Here is a 22408-nt window from a genome sequence, read left to right as displayed (position 1 = left end):
AGGTTTACAAAAGCTTAGGCTCGGTATGATTCAGTATGCCCGAGGACATTTAAAAAGATTAGGGATTAGAGGAAAGACACCATTCGTCAAATTTCGCATCCTTTGTAAATGTACCGCCTTTTTTCATGGATGACAAGCATTTAGGTGAAATCTTGTGTACATTTCTTTTGATTGTGTCATATTGTATTGCAAATGGATGAAAGGTGAATAGGAGGATGGGTGTAAAACGGGAAAATAACAGTTTTTATACGGCGTTAGGAGATTCAATCTCTGTTGGGGTGCGAGCGCGTAATCCTAGTCATGGATTCGTGCAACGATACGCTGCCAGATCAGAAGAGGTGTTAGGGAAATCTTATCACGTACACAATTTTGCTGTTAACGGTTTTACTACAGAAGATGTGTTATATGGTTTAGCAGAAGGAAAAGTAAAAGACGCGGTTATCCAATCGGAGATCATTACGATTTCTGCCGGTGGCAATGATTTACTAAAAGCTGGAAAGCGCTACTTATTGCGTAAAGATGAAGCTGGTCTTGCGCGTACCGTTGCTCAGTGTCGTCAGAATATGACGGACATCGTTCAACATATACGTGCCTTGAAGGAAAACAGTTGTCATCGTTATATGATTCGATTATTGAATATGTATAATCCTTATCGAAAATGGGACATTGCCCATCGTTGGATTCGTCATTTTAATGAAATGATGCTGATGTATAATAAAGTCAATCATGTAAAGGTTGTCGATCTTTATACGCCTTTTCTACAACGAGAGCGAGAACTCCTGTCGTGGGATAGCATTCATCCTAATGAAGAAGGACATGATGTAATTGCTGAAGCAGTTTTTCGATCGGGATATCGTGAGTTACGTTCACGAAAAAGACGATAACCTAAAAAGAATAACCCGTCTCCAACGAGAAGTTACGCTGGAGTTGGCGGGTTTTTTTGTATGAATTAGGAATGCAACATTTCTAGCTCTTTCGCAATGGCGGTCGAACGATTCTTCGCTCGTAAAATCGCCTCTGTGAAGGCCATTCCGGCACCATGTTGTTTCAAAGCATCGACCCCAGCTGCGGTTGTACCGTTAGGAGAGGTAACTTTTTTTCGCAAAGTACGCGGAGAGGTTTTCGTTTCTAACACCATTTTACTAGCCCCTAAGACCGTTTGAGCCACGATTTCACGCGCGAGTTCAGGTGGAATTCCCTCCTGTTTTGCGGTTTCCTCCATATGCTCTAAGACGTAGTAAATATAGGCAGGACCGCTGCCAGCAATGCCAGTAAAAACATCCATTTGTTGTTCATTAATGACGGTTACGCCCCCTATGCTTTCAAATAAGGTTCTAGCTAGCTGAAGATGATCTGCTGAAACAGCTACTCCTGGAGTGAGCGCTGTAATGGACTCTCCAATGGTGCTAGATGTGTTAGGCATGACTCGAATGACGGGTTGCTCTAACGGAAGCATGCCTTCTAAAAAGGTAGTCGTTACCCCGGCAATCACTGATAAAAGCAGCTGATGTGGCAAGAGTTTTGGTGCCAGCGCGGCTATCGCGGATGCGGCATCCTTTGGCTTCATTGCAAGCACGATGAGGTCCGCTTCTTGCACTTCTGTCTCTTCAATCGGCAAAGAAATGACATGGTAGTCTTTCATAAGCTGCACACGTCGTTGTTCGTCTTGCTTGTTAGTCATAGTAATGTGGTTAGGTGGTACCTTGTTTTGCTGAACAATGCCAGCTGCAATGGCCTCGGCCATGGATCCTGCACCAATAAAAAGCACCTTTTTTTTCTGAAGCATCATTCTGCTGCTACTAAAAAGATCATTTCTTTCCCCATTTCTACGAGAAATGGCCTCATTAATGATCTTTTTTTAGTAACAGATTCACCGTCCTTTCGTTTTGGAAAATGACTGTTTCTTTTGGGAGGACTGCGCAATAGGTTGGTGACCTTGCTGCTTAATAGTGTTTTATGTTAGCAGAAAAGAAGGTGCTTTTTAAGTGATATGCTTTAGCGCTCTATACGAGTTGAAGAGTAACGCATTTCTTGAACAATTTGCCGCTGATCTTCTGGCCACCATGCTCCGCAATCATCGGCGACGATACAAACCGCGCATTTTGGAAGATCGTACACTTTCATTCCCGAGACGGGTGGCGCATACACGTGAAGGGTAATCAGTGGTTCTTCTCCCGCTGTGCCCATTTTATGCACCAATTGATTGGTAACGCGTAAGGAACTGCCGGTTGGTTCAATCTTTTCTTTAATTGCCTGCGGTTGCCCTTGTTGATCAACGCGATAAAGCGTATGAGATGATTGGCCCGATAATAGTTGAACCCATCCGTAAGACTGGCCGTGATCATGAGGAGCGCAGTCTATTGTTTTCGACCAATGCATGACGAGCATTTCAAGCCAGGGAGTCTTATAAATCATTTTTCTTCCATATGGATAGTGTTCAGGTGCTTGTAAAAAGGGTTGGACGTCAGCTTTCGTGGCTTGTAGGTCATGTAGTGCATCGCGCAGTTGTTCTGAAGTAGGATACGTTGTGAAGGAAAAGTGCGTATGAACACGTTCGAGAAAAGAAGACATAAAAACCTCCTGAAATAGTGTAAACAAAGGATTTTACTGATTATTCCATAAAGTGGAAGGCGAATCTTGAACATGACATGGACAAAAAGGTCTCCTCTCTTCCGAACAATAAACGGTGAGGGTAGTTAAGCACAGATGCTACCGATGTAGATGAATCACCTAAAAGGTTAGAGGAGGAGTTCTTATGAAGAAACTTAGATTATATACAACAGCATTTGTACTTGGGCTAACGATGGTAGGTGCAACTACAGCGAGTGCGCACACTGTTCAGCATGGTGAATCGTTATGGAAAATTAGCCAAAAATATGGTGTTTCCATCCAAGCACTAAAAGCAAAAAATGGATTAACCAGTAATTTAATTATACCTGGGCAACAGTTGAAAGTGGAAGGGCAAAATACAAAAAAGGTAGCAAATGGTGAAACGCATCTATTAGCGTCTCTTGTAGAGTCGGAAGCTGGCGGGGAAAGCTATGCAGGGAAACTAGCTGTAGCAGCTGTCGTCATGAATCGTGTGGAAGCCAAGTCGTTTCCGTCCACTATTAAAGGGGTTATTTATGATAAAGGTCAATTTCAACCTGTTATGGAAGGGACGTTAAAAGCACCTTCTAATGATGCGGTTAAAGCAGCAAAAGAAGCGATTGAAGGTAAAGATAATACAGGCGGTTGCTTATTTTTCTATAATAAAAAAACGGCACAAAATCGTTGGTTAGATCATAAACCTGCGCAAAAAGTGATCGGTCGTCATACATTTTCAAAATAAAGAGAGGAAAGCGACTGAATGTAGGCAAGAAATCTACATTCAGTCGCTTTTTTTACATGTTGCTTGTATAGGTCGTGCTTTTAATGCTAGCGCCTGTAGCTTCTGTTTTTCGTTCAGGTGTCCGAGCGATGAGGACATCACACGTTGCATGTCGCATGACATATTCAGATACGCTACCGATGAATAAACGCTCAACCGTACTCATACCAGTAGCTCCACATATGATTAAATCAACATTATGCATAGAAGCAAAGGAAAGAAGTTCATTTTTCGGTGACCCTGCGTTATTTAAGAGGCGATACTGTGTAATGCCTGCTGTTTGCAATTCTTCTTCATAGCGTTGTAATAAATGCTCATTCGTATTTTGTTGACCAACATATTGAATCATTGAAGCATCAATATCTAGCGGTGTTGGAGTTGGCATAGGTTCTTCCGAAATGTGGGCAATAAACAATTCTATTTCGCCTTCTTTTGCGAGAGTAATGGCTCGTTGAAAGGCAATTTTTGCGGATTGAGAGCCATCAACACCAACGAGAATTCTTTTATACTGAAGCATAAAAGTCACCTCCATTTTTAGTTAGTTTGTAAATTCCCTTCTTTTTCCTTATGCAAACCTCTTTCTTTTTTTATACTTCACCATTCCTATTCAAAAAAATCCAGAAAATCACGAGGATTTTCTGGATTAACTTCTTACGATTTCAGCGGTTGCACGGAAGGATCATCCGTCGTTGCGACGTTTTTTGTTGAGGCAATTCTACCAGATCCAACGGATAAGGCTACAAAAATACCAATGCCAATAAAAATCAAGCCTGTTAAAAAGACAGTCGTAAATGAGTCACTCCAAATCGTCTGAATGCTGTGAATGACGGTTGTTTTTAATGTCGTTGGTAACTTTAGTAGTTCTGGATGAATCAATAAGCTAAAGAGAGCATCTGTTTTTTCGCTGAGTTTCATAAACATAGCTTTTAACATCGGCGTTGTTTCTTGAGTAGCAACGTCCGTCATTTTTTGTTGAAGCGTGTGATTCATGACTACATTTAGGATGGTAATACCGATTGTTCCACCAATAGAGCGGAAAAACGTTGAAGCGGAAGTGACGGCACCAAGCTTCGTTTTAGGAAATTCATTTTGGATGGCAATCATTAAGGTAGGCATAACAAGCCCCATACCCACACCCATGATGACCATATAGAAATAAGCGGTCATTTCATTTGATTGTGTTCCCATCGTACTCATTAAATAAAAGCCGATACTCGTAATGATCATACCGCTCGTTAATACGGTACGGTAGGTTACTTTTAGCAGCAATCTCCCGCCAACAATGCTCGCAAGAATGAGTGAAATCATCATCGGTGTCATTGTAGAACCAGCTCTTGTTGGTGTCACCCCGAGAATACCTTGCATAAACATCGGAACGAACATAATGGCTCCGAACATACCTAGACCTAATAAAAACCCAAGTGCATTTGTAGTGGCAAACACGCGGTTTTTAAAAAGCGATAAATCTAAGACAGGCTCTTTTGCTTTTCGTTCAATTAAAACAAAAACAATTAATAGTAACAATGACCCCCCGAAAATAAGAAAGCTATTCGTTGAGAGCCATGCAAATCGATCGCCACCAAATGTTAAGCCAAGCAGCAGCAACACAACGGCAGGAATAAGTGTGGCAATCCCCAAATAATCAATGGACACATCTTCTTTTGGACGAATGCTTTCATGCTTCATGCCTACGAAAATTAAGATGGCAGACAAAAGACCAAATGGCACATTGATCAAGAAAATCCAGTGCCAACTAATGGTGTCAACGAGAAAGCCACCAATAAAAGGACCAATAACGGAGCTTAAGCCGAAAATAGCGCCAAAAACACCTTGCCATTTGGCACGTTGCTCCGCAGTGAAAATGTCACCAATAATGGTTTGTGATAATGGCATAATCATACCGCCACCAAGTCCTTGAATGCCTCGGTATAGGATTAATTGTTCCATGGAAGAGGCGGTAGCGCAAAGGCCAGAACCTATAACAAAAATAATGGTGCCTATTAAGTAAAGCGATCGTCTGCCATATAAGTCAGAAAGCTTGCCGACAATCGGTATGATGGTGGTTGACGTAATCAGATAAGCGGTTGTAACCCAGGCAAAAATGGAAAAACCATTTAATTCACCAATAATGGTTGGCATGGCTGTACCGACGACCGTTTGTTCCATGGCACTAAAAAACATGCCGATAATTAAACCGATTAATACGACATTTCGATTAATGGTTGGTGGTGTTGATAAATTCATGTGACCTCTCCTTTTGTTGACTTACAGTGTAATGTCATAGTGTTGCGCTAGCTGGTGGCAGTAAGTTGTGAGCGGTTGAAGTTGTTGAATGATGGTTAAAGCTCCCCGTACACTGTATACGTCCACGTCTTCTTGCGATAGTATTCTTTCTAAATGAAGAATGGCTTTTTCACTTTCTTTAAGTAAGGATGCCTCGCCTGTTAAAGTAGGCACTATTGTTTTCATGTGCAGAACAAGATCCTTTGCGTCTAGAGGCTCGGGAGAAGAAGAGGGCTGAAAAAATCGTTGAATCGCTTCTTCCTTTAGAAGGGGTGGAGCTGCTTGGTGCAAAATCCCTTTAACAAGATCATCCATTCGATGCAAGATATACGTACCTATCTCTTCTGTATTAAGCGGCAACGATGTAATGAGTAATAATCGAATAAAGCCGTTTCGAATGCCATCTAAAAGTAAGGAAAGATCGTATCGATAGGGTGTTAACTGTTGACCGTAAATGGTTAACAGCATGTTTTCATACCATTCTTGAATTTCACGTTGGGTTGCTTTTGTCAGTGCGCGTATTTCATCATTTAGTGCCACTGTTTGTTCGCGATAATGCATGATAATAAAATCACGTCGTTCAATAATTTCCGAAAGCTGCATAGAAAGTTGCTTGATAAAGGTGTCGCGAGCTGGTAAGTGTAGCGCCTCGATGGCACGGATTTTTTTGCGAAGATGATCTTGGTTGTATTGAAAAATAGAGAGAAGTAGCGCCTCTTTTGATTTAAAGTGCAAATAAAAGGCACCTTTTGAAATGTCGCAAGCAGTTGCGATTTCTTGAATAGACGTAGCATCATAGCCTTTGTTAGCAAATAAAGCACTTGCTTCTTCTATGATCAGTTGTTTCCTTTCATTCGTAGTCATCACCCCATTACATTATAGTGACTCATTGGTCATTAATTAATAAATAATTGCTACCGGATTATTATAAACGCTTGCTGACTCATTGGTCAATTGTTTCTTTTTTCAAGCGAAAAAGTGACGTTTTTTGACAAAAAAGGAGGAGGGACACACTTTGTGGCACATGCGGTGGGATGGACTTAGATTGCGCGAGTCGGAGGCTTCTGCGCACGAATGGTCTGGGTCTGCGCACAAACTAAGAATCTCTTATGCGCTTCACTCTTTTCACAATTATGGAAGAGCTTTTACACTATTTCTTCTCATTTTTGAGCGCATTTATGAGATTATCTCTTTATTTGTTCTATTGATCATCCTTTACATCCGCCGCTGGAGGTGATTTATCTAGTCTGCGCGCGAATCGAAGGCACCTGAGCGCGAACGGACCTAGTCTGCGCGCTAATACAGAGGAGCTTGCATCCTACTCCATTTTGGTGCAATCAATGGCTGCTTAAACGAACGAGCGACATGAAAAAAATGGCTTAATCAATCGAAACCGATGATCAAGCCATTTGTATGTGGTAAGGCTGTTTAAGTCCCAGCCACTTTGTTACTCTTTTCTTAGGCGAGTAGTGATAAACCGCCATCTACAATTATCGTTTGGCCACGAATCATACGTGCAGCCGGTGTTGTTAAGAAGTATACAGTAGCTGCTAAATCTTGTGGTTCGACAATGCGACCGGCAGGGTTGTTTTGTTTTGCCGCTTCTAGTAATTCTTCGCGATTTGGAAAATGCTTCAGCGCATCCGTATCGACTGCGCCGCCAGAGACAGCATTGACGACAATGTTTTTGGAAGCAAGTTCAACCGCTAAATAACGCGTGATGGCTTCAACGCTAGCTTTTGAAACACCAACAGCTACGTAGTTAGGCAAAGCACGAATGGAACCGAGACTCGATAAGGCTACAATGGCACCCCCTGTTGCTTCCATGAGCTTTGCTGCTTCTTGGGCTGCAAAAAGGTAAGCTTTTGCATTAATATCCTGTGTCCAATCCCAGTGATTTTCTTCAATTTCCATAAGCGGTCGCAATACGCCAGAAGCAGCGTTGTTTACAAAAACATCGAGTCGCCCACATACATCCTTTACTTCGGCAAACAATGCTTTAATTTGATCAACCTCACCAACATTTGCCTTGATGAGATGAACGTTAATTGAATAGGTAGATTCAAGCATTTCCTTCGTTTGCTCAGCATCTTTTCGTTTTCGCATATAGTTTAAAACGAGATCATAGCCTTCTGATGCGAATTTTTCGGCGATGGCTTTGCCGATTCCTCGACTTCCCCCTGTAATGAGTGCTACTTTTTCAGCCATTTTTCCACGTCCTTTTCTTCTACTGTTAGTACCTGGTCCTAATATTAAAGATTTCTTCATACGTTGTCAATGTCAGGGAGACACTAATGACTTCAACTGCAATCATTTGAAACACGTGCTTAAAAAGTATACGATAGAAGAGATTTTTTAGGCTTACATGAAAGGTGATTAACGTATATTATGGAGAATTATGCTCACGAGCTTGCAGCTTCATTACAAGCTCGTCTTGATGAACAACGAAAACAACGCTTGGCTTCCTATAGTGCAGAAGAGCAAGCGATGATTGGCAGTGAAGGGTACCGAGCGCACGATCATGCGATTTTAAATGATGCGATAACCGCCCTATTAATGGGGAAAAATGTGCTTTTAAAAGGGCCAACGGGATCTGGGAAAACGAAGCTTGCTGAACATTTATCAGCGCTTTTCGGACAGCCGCTTCATGCAGTGAACTGTTCTGTGGATTTAGATGCTGAAGCGTTGCTTGGCCATAAAACAATTACTTATGAAGATGGTCAATCTCACATTACCTTTATTCCTGGACCTGTAACGAAAGCGGCACTCGCAGGTCATTTTTTATATATTGATGAAATTAATGTGTCCAAACCGGAAACGTTACCCATCTTAAATGGGATGCTTGATTATCGCCGGACGATTGCCAATCCATTTACAGGAGAAGTAATTAAAGCGGCTGAAGGATTTAACGTCATCGCGGCCATCAACGAAGGATACATTGGAACGGTGCCATTAAATGAGGCGTTGAAAAACCGTTTTGTCGTTATTGAAGTTCCCTATATTCAAGGCGACGCCTTGCTGACTATGTTGCGTCAGCAATCACAACAACAGGATGAAGCAATGCTCCAAACGTTTGTCCAGTTTTCTAGCGACCTTGTATCTCAGGCGCAACACGGTCATCTTTCGGAAGAAGCTGCCTCTATTCGAGCGTTATTGGATGCGTGTGATCTCTCTCTTTATCTTCCACCAAAGCGTGCAATCTTGCGTGCAATTACCGATAAATTAGAAGATGAACGCGAAAAAGCGCTCATAAAAAATATTGCAGATACGCTCTTTGTGTAAAAAAAGCAGGTTAGAAGGGAGAATCCTATGAAATTTTTAACCTTTGCTCATACGAAAATTGATTCTTTTCTTCAAATGGAGCTATTAGATCTTGCGCGCAGTCTATCTCGAGATAAAAAACTAAAGGTGGAATTTTCTTACCATTCCTATTGTAACCGAACAGGGGGCGTCATTCACGTAAGTCAGTTTTGGATGCCGTATGCGGACGAAATTGCGCGCCCAGGCCTAAAGAGTGATGTATATTTACGGGCATTTGGTAGTTATTATTATAGCGATGCGGCTGCTATTTCTAATGCGTTAGATGAGATCAAAGGAAGCGAGCATGCCAATTTTTTAAAACATCTTCTTTTACTCTTTGAAGATATTCGCCTTGAAGCTCTTTGTGTAGCAAACCGCCCAGGAATGAAGGCGGCGTTTGAAGTGCGAAGAAAGACGTTGGCTACTCATTATCAGCGTCAATTTAAGCAGCATGTAGTTCAAAAACGTCAATTAGATGCCTTGTTTTGCTTTTTATTTGCTAGAGTGTATCGCCGCTTGCTTTCGTTAGAGACGTTAGCACCCCTTTTCCATGAGCTAGCGCCGTTTCTTCAGAAGTTGCATGAGGCTTCTTCTACGAGTGAAATGGTGCACGTTTTACCAGAAATTTCTCAACGTCTGAAACAAGCTGGTGTAAAAGATATGGAAACGTCTTATTTATCTTTTCATGAGTCACAACCAACAGATGAGACGTGGAAAGATCTTCTTCGTGAGGACGATTTACAAAGTGTGAGGCCTGATGATACAACACATGAAGCGAGCGAAGAGGGGACGGTACGAGAGGAAATGCCAAGCTGGCATGAAGAAACGTCATCTCCTCATGAATCATTTTTACAATTTGATTTAGAGCAAGGAACAGCGACTGATTTGCTCGGTGAAGGTGAGCGCCAAGCGGAAAGCGGCGACCAAGCGTATGGCGCCGTTCAGTCAGGCACACAAACTAAAAAAGGCAATAATTTTGATCAACAAGACGCAGCAAGTAATGAGCAAGGGAAACCGGCGTTAGGCGAACAGCCGATCTTTCGCTATGGTGAATTAAATCGCTATGCAACATTTAAAGAAAGAGAGCCAGTCACCCCCTCCTTAGAAGAGGTTGTCACGTATCGAGAGCTCAAAAAGGACATTCAGCCGTCTGTTCACCGCTTGCAACAAAGCTTTTTAAAAACGTTGCAGCATAAAAAGAATACGCCAATGTCGGATTTGCATTTTGGCCGTTTAAGTCAAAAGAAACTAACAACGCTCATTACCGAAAAAAACCCGCGTTTGTTTTATAAAGTAGCAGAGTCACCTAAAGAACTCGACGCTGTCTTTACGTTATTGGTGGATTGCTCGGCTTCCATGTTTGATAAAATGGAAGAGACGCACAAAGCGATTGTTCTTTTTCATGAAACGTTAAAAGCGGTGTCTTTGCCGCACTCTGTTATTGGTTTTTGGGAAGATGCTGCCGATGCGACGAAGGAAGAGCAACCAAACTATTTTCAAGAAGTGTTATCGTTTACGAGTTCTACACAATCGCAGGCAGGTCCTGAAATTCTACAGTTAGAGCCACAAGAAGATAACCGTGACGGCTATGCGATTCGAAAGGCGGCGGAAGCATTATTGCGCCGTTCCGAGAAACAAAAGTTTTTACTCGTCTTTTCGGATGGAGAGCCAGCAGCGTTTGATTATGAAGATCATGGCGTTCGTGATACGCATGAAGCGGTTATGGAAACGAGAAAAAAGGGCATTGAAACACTAGGCATGTATATTGCGAACGGTCACGTAACCGAAGAAGAAAATCAATTAATGAGAAATATTTATGGCAATCATCAAGTCGTTGTACCAAGCGCATCAGAGCTTGTAAGCTATTTAGTACCAATCTTACGTCGTCTTTTATTTGCGCTTTCAATATAATGGAATGAAAAAGAACGAAGCAGCTGCTTCGTTCTTTTTCATTTCTTATAAGCTGTTTTCGTAGGCAGGGGTTGCTTGATGTTGTTTTCTTTGAATGGTGAGAAGTCGCATCCATAATAAACAAGCTCCAGCAGCTAAACCTGAAATGAGACCAATCCAATAGCCATAAGGACCGATGGCTGTATAATGGGCTAGCACATAGCCAAGTGGTAGGCCGATGACCCAATAGGATATAAGGGACAAAACAAGCGTGACATTAACATCTTTATAACCACGAAGGGCTCCTTGAATAGGGGCGGCGATGGCATCCGATAGTTGGAAAAAGATGGCGTATAGTAAAAAGTGTTTCGTTAAGGATAAAACGTCCGTATTGTTAGAGTACAGTGCCGCAATAGAATCTGTGAAAAAATACAATCCTGTTGCGCAAAAAACCGCTAAAATCAAGGCGGAAAGAATGCCGAGTCGGCTGTATTGACGGGCATCACGGAAGCGTTTTGCACCGACTTCATAGCCTACTGCAATGGTCATTGCAAAGGAAATCGATAAAGGTAACATATAAAGAAAACTAGCAAAATTCAGTGCTGCCTGATGAGCGGCAATCGTTTCCGTATTGTATACGCTCATAAATAGCGTCACTGCCGCAAAAATACTCGTTTCAAAAAAGATAGAAAAACCGATTGGAATGCCAATTTTCAACTGTGTTTTCCATGCTTGAAGAGAGACGGGAAACCATGTCTTGAAAATACGAAGTGCTGAAAAAGGTGCTTTTTTATGAACAATATAGAGAGCAATAAGTGTAATAAACCAATACGTAATCGCCGATGCATAGCCTGATCCAACGCCACCGAGCTTAGGAAAGCCCCATTTTCCGAAAATGAGCAAATAATTGATGACAAAATTAACAGGAAGTGCGACCAACGTAATGGTCATCGTTACACGGGTGCGTCCGAGCGCATCAATAAAACTGCGTAACGTATTGTAAATAAACAGAGGAATCATTCCGAAACTTAAAGCAACAATATAACCGTGAGCAACATCGCGGACGGCTCGTTCTAGGTGCATGGCATCCAGTAATGGGTTTAAGACGAATGAGCCAAGCACAATGACAGAAAGTGCTAAGGCGATGGCTAAATAGATGCCTTGGATGACCACATACGGAATTTTAGTTGATTGGTTGGCGCCGTTTAATTGTGAAACAAGAGGGGTAATGCTTGTTAAAATCCCGCTTAAACCTGTAAATACAGGCACCCAAATGCTCGTGCCAATGGCAACACCTGCAAGTTGAGCAGCGCCAGCATGGCCAGACATGACCGTATCTAAAAAGTTCATGGCGTACAAACCGATTTGTGTAATGAAAATAGGAAGAACGAGACGGAAAAAAAGTGCCCCTTTTTGTTGTAAATTACTTGTGCTGTTCATAGCATCGTTCCTTTTATCGTTGATTGTAGCATTATATCACATTCTTTCCTGAAAAAAGGAAGGGAATTTTATAAGGATGTATGCTACACTTGAGAACAATAAAAAAAGCCTCTCTAAAGAGAGGCTAGTCTTACATTTATGCATGTACAACAGCGTGTTTGCGAACTTCTTCAAGAAATTCATTGAATTGAGGAATGTTCATTTGTTGTGCAGAATCAGAAAGCGCAACAGCTGGATCTGGATGAACTTCTGCCATAACACCGTCTGCCCCAATGGCAAGTGCTGCTTTTGCGGCAGGAATAAGAAGATCACGACGACCTGTAGAATGCGTTACATCAACCATAACAGGAAGGTGTGTTTCTTTCTTCAAAATTGGAACAGCGGAAATGTCAAGCGTGTTACGTGTTGCGCGTTCGTACGTACGAATACCGCGTTCACATAAAATAATTTGGTCATTTCCTTGTGCCAAAATGTACTCAGCTGCGTACATGAATTCTTCAATAGTTGCTGCCAGACCGCGTTTTAGTAAGATTGGTTTATTAATTTTACCTGCTTCTTTTAACAATTCAAAGTTTTGCATGTTACGTGCACCAATTTGTACTACATCAACGTAATTTAATGCTTCTTCGAGATCATTTGGGTTTAAAATTTCAGAAATGATCGCTAAGTTTTCTTCGTCAGCTACTTGACGTAAAATGCGTAATCCTTCCATACCTAGACCTTGGAAATCGTATGGAGATGTACGAGGTTTGAAGGCGCCACCGCGCATCAATTTTAAGCCTTGTGCTTTCATGGCTTGTGCTACTTGTTTTACTTGGTCATAGCTTTCAACCGCACATGGCCCCATAACGAAATGCTGTTCGCCTGTTCCAATGGCAACACCTTTTACATCGACAATCGTATTTTCTGGCTTTTTCTTACGAGATACGAGCAATGCTTTACGGTTATCGTCTTCTTGAAGTTCAAGGCTTGCTTTAAAGATTTGTTTGAAAATGTATTGTAACGTGGACGTTTCAAACGGTCCTTTGTTGTGTTCAGCGATAATATTTAACAATTTACGCTCTCTCACTGGATCAAAGCGTTTTACGCCTTGCATTTCTTTTAATTTACCAATTTCTTGAACGACTGTGGCGCGTTTGTTGAGCAGTTCTAAAATTTCATGATCAATTACTTCGATTTCACTACGTAATGTTTCAAGTTCTTTTGCCATTGTGTGTTCCTCCTCGGGGACTCCTATATTCATGACGAGTTCATTCGTCAATGTCTAACCTAATTGCTGATCATGCGTAAAGTCATGATGAGACAGCGCATGGTGAAAAATTTTAATGTAATTGTTTGCTACTTTAAAGCACCAAATATCATCTTGTCAAGTGATTATGAAGTGTTTTTTTTGGAGAAAATAAAAAAAGACGTTTTCTCTTTACATTCACGCTTTTAAGTGTTAAAGTATCTTTAAAATTTATTATAGAAACACGCAATGACAGGCAACAGTAGAATTCTTCTCCCTGTTTCATAGAGAGCTGATGGTTGGTGGAAATCAGCACAAAGAAGAAATCGAATTACACCCTCGAGCATTCCTTACCTAAACGCGGTATACCTTCCGTTGTTTAAGTAAGGACGGTGCATAGCCGTTATATAAAAAGAAGTGGCGGAACTACGATTCCGCAATTTAGGGTGGTACCGCGATGCACATTCGTCCCTGCTAGAGTAGCAGGGACTTTTTTGCGTATACAGCCGTTTTCTACAATAGGATAAGGAGGAATAAATAATGAGATATTTAACAGCAGGAGAATCCCATGGACCACAATTAACGACGATATTAGAAGGGGTGCCAGCAGGACTGAGTCTTACGGCAGAAGATGTAGATCAAGAGCTACTAAGAAGACAAAAAGGGTATGGACGTGGACGTCGCATGCAAATTGAAAAAGATACGGTTGCCATTAATAGTGGTGTTCGTCACGGCCGTACACTAGGCTCGCCGATTACATTAACAGTAACCAATGATGACTTTACGCATTGGACGAAAATTATGGGGGCTGCTCCGTTAGAAGACGAGGGAGAAGAAGTAAAACGTCAGCTATCACGTCCTCGTCCTGGACACGCCGATCTTAATGGAGCCATTAAATACAATCATCGTGATATGAGAAATGTTTTAGAGCGTTCGTCAGCACGTGAAACGACTGTGCGTGTAGCAGCGGGCGCCGTAGCTAAACGATTCTTAAATGAACTAGGTATTTCTGTTGGTGGACATGTGATTGAAATTGGTGGTGTTGTTGCTACCGATTTACACTACCAATCCATCGAAGCGTTACAAACTCGTACAGAAGCATCTCCTGTTCGTTGTTTAGATGAAAAAGCAGGACAACAGATGATGGCGGCCATTGATGAAGCAAAGAAAAATGGTGACTCAATTGGCGGGATCGTAGAAGTAATCGTCGAAGGAATGCCTGTCGGAGTTGGAAGTTATGTTCATTACGATCGCAAGCTTGATGCGAAATTAGCAGCGGCAATTATGAGCATTAATGCTTTTAAAGGAGCGGAAATTGGTATTGGCTTTGAAGCAGCTCACAAACCGGGCAGTCAAGTTCATGATGAAATTTTATGGGATGCAGAAAAAGGTTACACACGCCGTACGAATAATGCGGGAGGATTTGAAGGTGGTATGACAACAGGCATGCCAATCGTTGTTCGTGGGGTGATGAAACCCATTCCGACGCTCTATAAACCGCTGCAAAGCGTAGATATTGAAACGAAAGAGCCATTCTCTGCTAGCATTGAGCGTTCAGATGCTTGTGCAGTTCCTGCAGCTAGTGTAGTGGCTGAGGCCGTCGTTGCTTGGGAGCTAGCGGCAGCGATTGTTGAACAATTTGGTGTTGATCATATTGATCGCATTAAGGAAAACGTTCAACGTCATATGAAAGAGGCGCGTGAGTTTTAATGGAAATCGTTCACGTTTCAACGCCTTCAAAATCATATGATGTGATGATTGGCAGTCATTTATTAGACGCGCTTGTTTCTTTTTTTCAGAAGCAAGCGTCGTTACCATCAAGTATTTTTATTCTTACCGATGATCACGTAGCGCCTCATTATTTAGAAAATAGTAAAGAAGCATTAGCGGCTTTAGGGGTACCCATCTTTGATCACATTGTACCTCATGGCGATCATGGAAAGTCTTTTGATAACTATTATCGTGCGATCACCTACGCTCTTGAAAGTGGAGTGGATCGTAAGTCCTTTATTGTTGCACTAGGTGGAGGAATGATTGGTGATTTAGCTGGTTTTGTAGCGGGTACGTTTATGCGTGGTATTTCCTTTGTACAGCTGCCAACGACGCTGCTAGCGCACGATAGTGCTGTTGGAGGCAAAACAGGCATCAATCATCCGCTTGGTAAAAATATGATTGGCGTGTTTCACCAACCAGAAGCTGTATTTTATGATACGAGTACACTTGTTACCTTGCCTCATGAACAATGGCGTTCTGGTTTTGCTGAAGTGATTAAGCATGCCCTCATTCAAGATTCAGCGTTTTATACGTGGCTACAAGCCCATGTAACCTCGTTAACGCACGTAACGGATGAAGATGTTGTGCACATGTTAAAAAAAGGGATAGCTATTAAGGCGAATGTTGTTTCCAAAGATGAAAAAGAAAGTGGCTTGCGCGCTATCTTAAACTTCGGACATACCCTCGGTCATGCGATTGAAAGTGAAGCGGGATACGGTGTTGTTTCACATGGTGACGCTGTGGCCATTGGCATGCGTTTTGCGCTTGAACTAAGTCGTGATCTCGGCAGTGAAACGTTGCCGGTTGATGAAATTACGGCTTGGATGAAACGACTCGGTTACCCAAGTATTCCAGATGGTATGAGAGCAGAGGCATTGTTAGAGAAAATGAAACGAGATAAAAAGTCAACAGCAGGGAAGGTAACAATGGTATTATTACGCAACATTGGAGACACCTATCTACGAGAGCTAGACGACTTTCTACTATTAAATGCACTGCAACAATTTATACAGCGAGACAAGGAGCAGTTTGCGTGAATAAAAGAGTTCTTATCGTAGGGTTAGGATTAATTGGTGGCTCGGTCGCCTTAGGAATTAAACAGCAGCATCCGGACAGTATGATCATAGGCTATGATCGGAGTGAGGCTAACCTTGAAACCGCTAAGCGTCTGTTCATTATTGATGAAGGATGTACAGACTGGCTCGAAGCGGCAAAAGATGCGGATTTACTACTGTTAGCAACACCGGTAGAAGTAACGAAGCAGTTGTTAGTTGACTTAGCAGATGTGTCACTAAAAGATGGTGTGATCATAACGGATGTAGGTAGTACGAAAGGTTCTATTATGAAGGCGGCTTCGGCTTTAGTAGAAAAAGGTATCACGTTTATTGGCGGACACCCCATGGCCGGTTCTCATAAATCAGGCCCTGCTAGTGCAAAGGCGCATTTGTTTGAAAACGCCTTTTATATGTTAACACCTTTTTCCGACACACCGCCTCATCAACTAGAACAGTTAAAAGACTGGTTACGTGGAACGCGTGCGAAATTTATGACGCTAGATGCCGATCAGCATGACTTGCTTACGGGTGTCGTTAGTCATTTTCCGCATATTGTAGCGGCAAGTTTAGTGCGTCAAACGAAACGGTATGCGGAAAGTTTTGAAGAAATAAATGATTTAGCGGCCGGTGGCTTTAAAGATATTACGCGCATTGCTTCAAGCAGTCCGGAAATGTGGAAAGATATTACGAAACAAAATCGAGCGCATCTTCTTACCTTTTTAGATGAATGGATGGAAGAAATGAAAGACGTTCGCTCGTGGGTAGCGCAAGGGGACGATCATGAGCTCTACTCGTATTATGCAGGAGCAAAAGAATACCGCGATGCGCTGCCGATTCAAAAGCGAGGAGCCATTCGCTCATTTTATGATTTGTACGTTGATATTCTTGATGATGTTGGGGTGCTTTCACGGGTAACAGCCATTCTTGCGGAAAACCAAGTGAGTATTACAAACATTCGGATTATGGAAGTGCGCGAAGATATATACGGCGTCTTGCGCATTAGTTTTCAAAATGAAGACGATCGACAAAAAGCAAAAAATAGTCTTGAAGCATTGCAGTTTACGACTTATATAGCACTTTAAAGGAGAGTTACTATGAAAAAACTTCAGAGCGTGAATGGCCTAAATGGGGAAATTCCTATTCCAGGCGATAAATCAATTTCTCATCGATCTGTTATGTTTGGTGCGATTGCGAATGGAACGACAAACGTAACGGGCTTTCTTCCGGGCGATGATTGTTTAAGTACAATAGCTTGTTTTAAAAAATTAGGAGTGGATATAAAGCAACATGAAGACTCCGTTATAATAGAAGGAAAAGGAATTGATGGGCTTGTGGAGCCTACAGAAGTGTTAGATGTGGGTAACTCTGGGACGACGATTCGTTTAATGCTCGGTATTTTAACGAATACACCGTTTCATTCTGTTTTAATTGGCGATCATTCAATTGGAAAGCGACCGATGCAACGCGTAACAAAGCCGCTACAAGCGATGGGAGCAGCCATTGAAGGACGCGCTGAAGCCAATTTTATTCCGTTAAGCATTCGAGGAGGACAAGCAGAAGGAATGGCGTACACGTCACCAGTCGCAAGTGCGCAAGTGAAATCTGCTATTCTTTTAGGTGGCTTACAAGCGAGTGGAACGACAACAGTAACCGAGCCTCATAAATCACGTGACCATACGGAGCGTATGCTAAAAGCGTTCGGTGTAGATGTACAAGTTGATGGCAATACGGTTAGCATTCGTGGTGGACAATCACTCCGTGCTACTGCAATTGAAGTGCCAGGAGATATTTCATCGGCGGCTTTCTTTTTAGTAGCAGGATCGATTGTGCCCAATTCATCACTACATTTAAAAAAGGTTGGCTTAAATCCAACGCGTACAGGCATACTTGATGTGTTACACAATATGGGAGCATGTCTTGAGCAATTAACTGTGCATGGCGAAGAAGCAGAACCGTTTGCGGATCTTACGGTAAAAACCGCCGCGTTGCAAGCAACCGAAGTAAGCGGCGAGCTCATTCCTCGTTTAATTGATGAAATTCCGATTATCGCTTTAGCAGCGACGCAAGCGACTGGTACAACGGTCATTAAAGATGCTGCTGAATTAAAAGTAAAAGAAACGAACCGCATCGATACGGTCGTTCAAGAACTTTCAAAAATGGGAGCAAACATTGAAGCAACAGAAGATGGCATGATTATTCACGGTCCAACGCCATTACATGGAGCAAACGTTGATAGCCATGGCGATCATCGCATCGGCATGATGCTAGCGGTAGCTGCTTCTATTGCGCAAGGCGAGACAATCCTTGCGAATAGTGAGGCAGTAACGGTGTCTTATCCGAAGTTTTTCGCTGAATTAGAGCGCTTAACACAAAACTAATGATGAGCCTTTATGATCGTATGATCGTAAAGGTTTTTTCTATTCATAGTCACTTGAAAAGGATAACTCTGTTGTATGTCATTGAGCTGTGGTATGATACAATCAGTGAGAATGGAAAACGAAGGAGAACAGAATTTTATGATTACAGTAACGAACGTCGGTCTTCGCTATGGTGACCGCAAGCTTTTTGATGAAGTAAATATTAAGTTTACACCGGGCAATTGCTACGGATTGATTGGAGCAAATGGAGCTGGGAAATCTACGTTTTTAAAGATTTTATCCGGTGAAATTGAAGCGCAATCAGGCGATGTGCATATTACGCCAGGCGAGCGATTGGCCGTTTTGAAACAAAACCATTTCGAGTATGAAGAGCAAGAAGTGTTGCAAACCGTTATTATGGGACATGCTCGTTTATATGAGGTTATGAAAGAAAAAGACGCGATTTATATGAAAGCGGACTTTACCGATGAAGATGGGATTAAAGCAGCTGAGCTTGAAGGCGAATTTGCTGAACTAAATGGTTGGGAAGCAGAGTCCGAAGCAGCCATTCTTTTAAAAGGTCTCGGCATTACAGACGAACTTCATATGAAGAAAATGGCTGAGCTAACAGGTTCTGAAAAAGTAAAAGTCTTACTTGCGCAAGCGTTATTTGGCAAGCCTGATATTCTCTTGCTCGATGAGCCTACGAACCATTTAGATTTGCGAGCGATTCAATGGCTTGAAGAGTTTTTAATTAACTTTGAAAACACGGTCATCGTTGTTTCCCATGACCGTCACTTCTTAAATAAAGTATGTACACATATGGCCGATCTTGACTTTGGCAAAATTCAACTTTACGTAGGAAATTATGACTTCTGGTACGAGTCTAGTCAATTAGCGTTAAAAATGGCTCAAGAGCAAAACAAAAAGAAAGAAGAAAAAATTAAAGAGTTGCAAAACTTCGTGGCACGCTTTAGCGCGAATGCTTCAAAATCGAAGCAAGCCACTTCTCGTAAGAAGCTTTTAGATAAAATTTCACTAGATGATATTCGTCCATCTACGCGTAAATATCCGTATGTTAACTTTGGTATTGATCGCGAAATCGGCAATGATTTATTGTTCGTAGAAAATCTTTCAAAAACGATTGATGGTGAAAAAGTTTTAGACAATGTTAGCTTTACTGTCAATAAAGGCGACAAAATCGCCTTCGTTGGTAAAAATGAGCAAGCGGTAACCGCGCTCTTTAAAATTTTAATGGGTGAAATGGAAGCGGATAGCGGTACTTTCAAATGGGGCGTAACGACGAGTCAAGCGTACTTCCCGAAAGATAACTCAATCTACTTTGAAAACAATGAGTTGAATCTCGTTGATTGGCTGCGTCAATACTCTCCGGTTGATCAATCAGAAAGCTTCTTACGTGGGTTCTTAGGACGGATGCTGTTTTCTGGAGAGGAAGTCTTAAAGAAAGCAAAAGTGCTTTCTGGAGGCGAAAAAGTTCGTTGTATGCTTTCAAAAATGATGCTTAGTGGAAGCAATGTGTTGTTGCTTGATGATCCGACGAACCATTTAGACCTTGAATCAATCACGGCACTAAATAATGGTCTAATGACGTATAAAGGCTCGCTTCTTTTCACTTCACATGACCATCAGTTCGTCCAAACGATTGCAAACCGAATTATTGAAATTACACCTAAAGGTCTTCTTGATAAGCAAGCTACGTATGATGAGTTTCTTGAAGATGAATCATTACAAAAACAACGAGAAGCACTCTATCAATAAAGTAGAAAAGCAAAAGCGGTCCATTGTGGATTGCTTTTGCTTTTTTTTTGATACACTAAAGTCTCTATAAAAGGGTCGTTTTAGAAAGGGTGGTAAATGTGGGTATAGTGAAAAATAGGGGTCGTCTTGCACAAATGGAGACGTTTATTTCAACTGTAAAAGGCAATCCTGCTGTGAACGTGAAAGAAACATTGTTAACTAGCTTCTGTTTTAAGGAAGAGGAATTTGAAACGATGTCATTTTTTGGATTGTTTCACTATACGAAGGAGCTTTCGGTACTTGAAAAGCAGGTAGCATTGATAAAAGCGCTTGATCTTGAACGGTTGATCACCGAAGAATTGAAAGCATTAGCGCGTCAGTATCCTACGAAAAGGGATGTACAGTTTGACCTCTTTCTGTTAGATGAACAAGATGCGTTCGTACGCTCGAAATTAGGTGGCGTTTCTGCTTTTACCGATTGGAATGGTATTATTTCATTTGTTGTTTTCCCAGCAGAAAACGTCCGTCACACGTTAAAATCGGTCATTACTCACGAATATCATCATCTTTGGCGCATGAGTGCTGTGGGGGGAGCAGAAGAGGAAGAGACGTTACTTGATCGTCTCATACTAGAAGGCTTAGCCGAACATTTTGTTAAGAATAGACTAGGAGAGCATAATCTCGGGCCATATAAAGAGGCGTTAACAAAGTCTGAAGCTCTCTCCTTATGGGAAAGTACGTTTAAACATTCTCTTGATTGTAGTGGAGCTGCAACCGATCCCTTTATGTTTGGAAGTAAAGAAAAAGGGTTGCCGTTTTGGGGTGGTTATGCCATAGGCTTCTACTTAATCGAGCGCTATATGGAAAAAAATAGTTCACTCTCCATTGAAGAGCTAACGCTGTTACCAAGTGCTGCTTTTGTCGCTGAAGACCTCTTTACTTGAAAGTTACAAATCCTGTTATAGAGCAGAAAAAACGTATAATAGCTGGAAGATGGAGAAGGATGATTATAAGCGAAATGGACTAGGATGAAAGGCTACTTACAGTGAACAACGTAGCTGTTTTTTGGAATGAAAAGGTAAGATTATGCGTTTTGGCCAATCAGAGAAATGATATCACTTTTTATAGCATTCTTCGGAGAGAAAATCTGTTATAATACAGTTTAGATGCTTGCTTATTGCCGTCTTAAAAGTACAAATTTCACTCAGTGATTTATGTGCGGTACACTTTTCAAATAAGGCGTAACGCGCTACAATCAAGCAAGAGGTGAATAAAATGAAAACATTGCCGTATTGGTTTGAAAAAGGAATGACGAAAGAAGCTTATATTGAAAATATGACGACCAATCAAGAAGAACTGTTAAGCATTGAGCAAAACTACACGCTCTCAGAAGCAGAAGTAAGTGAGCTTGCGTTGCTATCTACTAAAAAGATTAAAGGGGTTGTACTCACCGCTGATTGGTGTGGCGACGCACTTCTTTGTGTCCCTGTTATTAGTAAAATGGCAGAAGCAGCAAACATTGAGCTTTCTTACTTAATTCGTGATGAGAACCTAGAACTTATGGATCGCTATTTAACGAACGGAACAGCGCGAGCTATTCCCAAGTTTATCTTTTTTGATGAACATGGTGAGGAATGGGCAGTATGGGGACCGCGCTCTGCGGCTGTTCAAGAACATATTATGGCAGAGCGTGCGAAACTCCCTCACAGCGAGGATCCAGACTTTGCTTCTGCACAACAAGTTATGTATCAAAATTTTCGTCAACGTCTTTCTACCGATCGTGAATTATGGCAGTCGGTCACCGATAGTGTGCTAACATTATTTAAACAAGCACGTAAAAAAGATCTTCGTTAAGAAGGTCTTTTTTTATGAGGTGAAGAGCTTAGAGCACTTTTTTTGTACAATGATGTTTACTTCACTATAATAAGGACGATAGAAATTGAACAGATAGGGG

The 22408-nt window shown here is 41.7% G+C and carries 19 protein-coding genes and 1 other annotated feature; of the genes, 11 read left to right on the top strand and 8 right to left on the bottom strand.

Features of this window, described 5'->3' with window-relative positions; all coding sequences use genetic code 11:
* The first annotated feature begins 215 nt into the window (after window positions 1-215).
* On the top strand, window positions 216-884 hold the full coding sequence (locus A374_RS04450; RefSeq protein ID WP_007200993.1) for an SGNH/GDSL hydrolase family protein: 669 nt from the start codon (window positions 216-218) through the stop codon (window positions 882-884).
* Between the two features lie 65 nt (window positions 885-949).
* Here the strand turns inward: A374_RS04450 and proC are convergent, their stop codons facing one another.
* Window positions 950-1789 (bottom strand): pyrroline-5-carboxylate reductase, encoded by an 840-nt coding sequence (gene proC / locus A374_RS04445; RefSeq protein ID WP_007200992.1) that lies wholly within the window; start codon window positions 1787-1789, stop codon window positions 950-952.
* 206 nt (window positions 1790-1995) lie between these two features.
* Window positions 1996-2571, bottom strand: a complete 576-nt coding sequence (locus tag A374_RS04440; RefSeq protein ID WP_007200991.1) for a cysteine dioxygenase — start codon at window positions 2569-2571, stop codon at window positions 1996-1998.
* Window positions 2572-2755: 184 nt separating this feature from the next.
* On the opposite strand from A374_RS04440, the gene A374_RS21260 reads away from it, so the two are divergent.
* Window positions 2756-3331, top strand: a complete 576-nt coding sequence (locus tag A374_RS21260) for a cell wall hydrolase (protein WP_007200990.1) — start codon at window positions 2756-2758, stop codon at window positions 3329-3331.
* A gap of 52 nt (window positions 3332-3383) precedes the next feature.
* Here A374_RS21260 and A374_RS04430 read toward each other — a convergent pair whose 3' ends face one another.
* The 4 genes from A374_RS04430 to fabL form a co-directional block, all read right to left on the bottom strand.
* Window positions 3384-3887 carry a universal stress protein gene (locus A374_RS04430; RefSeq protein WP_007200989.1) on the bottom strand — a complete coding sequence of 168 codons (504 nt, stop codon included), beginning with the start codon at window positions 3885-3887 and terminating at the stop codon, window positions 3384-3386.
* 134 nt (window positions 3888-4021) lie between these two features.
* Entirely contained in the window at window positions 4022-5614 is a 1593-nt protein-coding gene (locus A374_RS04425) for an MDR family MFS transporter (protein ID WP_007200988.1), read from the bottom strand.
* A 21-nt stretch (window positions 5615-5635) separates the two neighbouring features.
* Window positions 5636-6517: a TetR/AcrR family transcriptional regulator gene (locus tag A374_RS04420; protein WP_007200987.1), complete on the bottom strand. Its 882-nt coding sequence runs from the start codon at window positions 6515-6517 to the stop codon at window positions 5636-5638.
* Window positions 6518-7111: 594 nt separating this feature from the next.
* Window positions 7112-7861: an enoyl-[acyl-carrier-protein] reductase FabL gene (gene fabL / locus A374_RS04410; protein ID WP_007200985.1), complete on the bottom strand. Its 750-nt coding sequence runs from the start codon at window positions 7859-7861 to the stop codon at window positions 7112-7114.
* A 180-nt stretch (window positions 7862-8041) separates the two neighbouring features.
* Here fabL and A374_RS04405 point away from each other — a divergent pair, with 180 nt between their 5' ends.
* A complete protein-coding gene (locus A374_RS04405; protein ID WP_007200984.1) occupies window positions 8042-8935 on the top strand; it encodes an ATP-binding protein in 894 nt (297 codons plus the stop codon).
* Window positions 8936-8962: 27 nt separating this feature from the next.
* Complete coding sequence (locus A374_RS04400) at window positions 8963-10864, top strand: nitric oxide reductase activation protein NorD (RefSeq protein WP_007200983.1); 1902 nt, start codon at window positions 8963-8965, stop codon at window positions 10862-10864.
* A 45-nt stretch (window positions 10865-10909) separates the two neighbouring features.
* Here A374_RS04400 and A374_RS04395 read toward each other — a convergent pair whose 3' ends face one another.
* Together A374_RS04395 and A374_RS04390 are read right to left on the bottom strand one after the other, a co-directional pair.
* Window positions 10910-12283 (bottom strand): MATE family efflux transporter, encoded by a 1374-nt coding sequence (locus A374_RS04395; protein WP_007200982.1) that lies wholly within the window; start codon window positions 12281-12283, stop codon window positions 10910-10912.
* A gap of 136 nt (window positions 12284-12419) precedes the next feature.
* Window positions 12420-13493, bottom strand: a complete 1074-nt coding sequence (locus A374_RS04390) for a bifunctional 3-deoxy-7-phosphoheptulonate synthase/chorismate mutase (protein WP_007200981.1) — start codon at window positions 13491-13493, stop codon at window positions 12420-12422.
* A gap of 258 nt (window positions 13494-13751) precedes the next feature.
* Window positions 13752-13987: a binding site (T-box leader), on the top strand.
* Between the two features lie 64 nt (window positions 13988-14051).
* Here A374_RS04390 and aroC point away from each other — a divergent pair.
* The 7 genes from aroC to A374_RS04355 all read left to right on the top strand — a co-directional run bounded on the left by aroC (window position 14052) and on the right by A374_RS04355 (window position 22308).
* Window positions 14052-15221, top strand: coding sequence for a chorismate synthase (gene aroC, locus A374_RS04385; RefSeq protein WP_007200980.1), 1170 nt, complete (start codon window positions 14052-14054; stop codon window positions 15219-15221).
* Window positions 15221-16321 (top strand): 3-dehydroquinate synthase, encoded by a 1101-nt coding sequence (gene aroB / locus A374_RS04380; RefSeq protein ID WP_007200979.1) that lies wholly within the window; start codon window positions 15221-15223, stop codon window positions 16319-16321. Before aroC ends, aroB begins: the two co-directional genes overlap by 1 nt.
* Window positions 16318-17421 carry a prephenate dehydrogenase gene (locus tag A374_RS04375; protein WP_007200978.1) on the top strand — a complete coding sequence of 368 codons (1104 nt, stop codon included), beginning with the start codon at window positions 16318-16320 and terminating at the stop codon, window positions 17419-17421. Before aroB ends, A374_RS04375 begins: the two co-directional genes overlap by 4 nt.
* 12 nt (window positions 17422-17433) lie before the next feature.
* A complete protein-coding gene (gene aroA, locus A374_RS04370) occupies window positions 17434-18717 on the top strand; it encodes a 3-phosphoshikimate 1-carboxyvinyltransferase (protein ID WP_007200977.1) in 1284 nt (427 codons plus the stop codon).
* A gap of 138 nt (window positions 18718-18855) precedes the next feature.
* Window positions 18856-20475, top strand: a complete 1620-nt coding sequence (locus tag A374_RS04365) for an ABC-F family ATP-binding cassette domain-containing protein (protein WP_007200976.1) — start codon at window positions 18856-18858, stop codon at window positions 20473-20475.
* Window positions 20476-20573: 98 nt separating this feature from the next.
* Complete coding sequence (locus A374_RS04360; protein ID WP_238535148.1) at window positions 20574-21398, top strand: DUF2268 domain-containing putative Zn-dependent protease; 825 nt, start codon at window positions 20574-20576, stop codon at window positions 21396-21398.
* Between the two features lie 331 nt (window positions 21399-21729).
* Window positions 21730-22308 carry a thioredoxin family protein gene (locus tag A374_RS04355; RefSeq protein ID WP_007200974.1) on the top strand — a complete coding sequence of 193 codons (579 nt, stop codon included), beginning with the start codon at window positions 21730-21732 and terminating at the stop codon, window positions 22306-22308.
* Window positions 22309-22408: the final 100 nt, after the last annotated feature.

This window comes from Fictibacillus macauensis ZFHKF-1 (genome assembly GCF_000269865.1).
GTDB classification, from domain to species: Bacteria; Bacillota; Bacilli; order Bacillales; family Fictibacillaceae; genus Fictibacillus_C; species Fictibacillus_C macauensis.
The sequence above is the reverse complement of the archived record's forward strand: the minus strand, read 5'-3'. Positions and strand labels throughout refer to the sequence as shown.